This is a genomic window from Novosphingobium album (ex Liu et al. 2023) (assembly GCF_029076845.1).
Lineage (GTDB): Bacteria > Pseudomonadota > Alphaproteobacteria > Sphingomonadales > Sphingomonadaceae > Novosphingobium.
In genome coordinates, this window is record NZ_JARESE010000071.1 from 1 (window position 1) to 1,722 (window position 1,722).

The window sequence follows — 1,722 nt, forward strand, 5'->3', positions numbered from 1 at the left end:
CGGCGCGGCCACCTATCGGCCATCAAAATTGACGCCGACCGGACTCCGTAATCGTCGCGCTACATTCTTGCTTGAGCCGAGCGCTACGACGTTGCCTTGCTCGGCAGGGGTGATGATGGAGGCCACATGCCGCGCCCACGCGTCGAGCGCAGATCGCTTCTCCTCCTTCCAGTCATGGCGCTGATAGATACCGGCGATGCCACCCTTGGCACCGCTGACATGGTTCAGCACCGCCTCGGTCACTTCGAAGCGGATGCCCAATCGCTGAAACCCGGTCGCCAGCGTTCGGCGAAGATCGTGGAGACGCCATGCGGGTATGGACTCCACCTCGAGTTCCTCTACGTCCTCGTCGCCGCGACGTGCTTTGATGATTGCTGCGTCCAGCGCATTCTTGGCCTTGGTAAGTCCGCTGATGGGCGTCTTGCCGGTCGTGGTGAGCACGAAGCCGGTCTTGGGCCAAGCTACCTCGTCGGACTTATCCTCTTTGCTCTTGGTACTGTCCGCCAGCCCGTCCAACTCGGCAATCGCTGTCGTGCTGAGGGGCACTATATGGGCGACGCCATTCTTGGCCCGATCGGCAGGAATGGTCCATGTCGACGAGGCGCGGTCCAACTCCGTCCAACTCATCCCAGCCACTTCGCTGCGGCGTTGCCCGGTCAGGATCAACAAGCGGAAAAACGGACCAAAGGGCGTACCGATCTTCTCACTGGCATTCCACACCTCGGTCAGCTCTGTGTCGGTCAGTACCCTGTCGCGGCTCTTGGGGGCTTCTGGCTTGACCATCTCGGTCAGGGGATTGGAGGCAATGTCACCACGCCTCGCGGTCCAGCCGAATAGGACGGACGCATAGGCGAATACAGCGCGGCGCATGCCCTTCCGGCGAACAGGGATCGCATCAATGATCGGCTGAATGTCGGCTCTACCGATGTGCGGCATTGGCTTTTCGCCCAAGACTGGTGTCAGGTAGCGGTTCACCACGAGTTTTGCCAGACTGACGCTTGAGGGGCGGCGCGCTTTCTCGTTCTCGTAGTGGTCCAACCAGAGCGCAGAGACTTTCTTGAAGGCAAGCTCGCCTTCAATCCGCGCCATTTCCTGTGCCTGCCGCTTGGCCTCGTCCTCTGCGGCCAACTCGTTCAACTCCTGCTGACGGGGGTCAATTCCACGTTCGACCAGTGCCGCCAACTCCTTGGCCCGCTTTCGGGCTTCATCTGGCGTCAGGTTTCCATGCTTGCCGATGGTGTAGCGCTTGGCGGGTGTCCGTGCGGCTTCGCCAGGGCGCGCGATGCGGTATTGGTAGACGTAGATTTTGCCGCCAGCGGGGGTGACTTTCAGGCCGAAGCCGGAAATGTCGTCATCCCAAACGAAGTGATCCTTGGCAGCAGGCTTTGCCGCATCGACTGTCCGCTTCGTGATCGAGGTGCCCGCCATGGCTTTGCTCCGTCTGCGTTATAGCAATCAGATAGTAAGCCGCAGCAATCAGATTTGCAATGAAACGTGATGACGGGTGATGATAAAAACCCGGTAAATTCGTTATTTTATCAGGTGACGGCACGCTAATGCGTGGATTAAAATCTAACTTTTAATCAGTAGGTCGCTGGTTCGAACCCAGCAGGGCTCACCATAAGTCACGGGAATTACCAAATAAAATCGCGGCGGCTAGAGCGGTTTTCGATCAATCTGGATCATAGCCGCACGAGCTGAAATAGTTGGCACATTCGGCGG

Annotated in this window: 1 protein-coding gene; it reads right to left on the reverse strand. The window is 58.5% G+C overall.

Annotated features, from left to right (window positions below; genetic code table 11):
• Positions 1-12: 12 nt before the first annotated feature.
• Complete coding sequence (locus tag PYV00_RS20465; protein ID WP_275230177.1) at positions 13-1,428, reverse strand: tyrosine-type recombinase/integrase; 1,416 nt, start codon at positions 1,426-1,428, stop codon at positions 13-15.
• Positions 1,429-1,722: the final 294 nt, after the last annotated feature.

Coding starts and splice junctions, on each gene's coding strand:
- PYV00_RS20465 (WP_275230177.1), bottom strand. CDS start 1,428: ATGGCGGGCACCTCGATCACGAAGCGGACAGTCGATGCGGCAAAGCCT.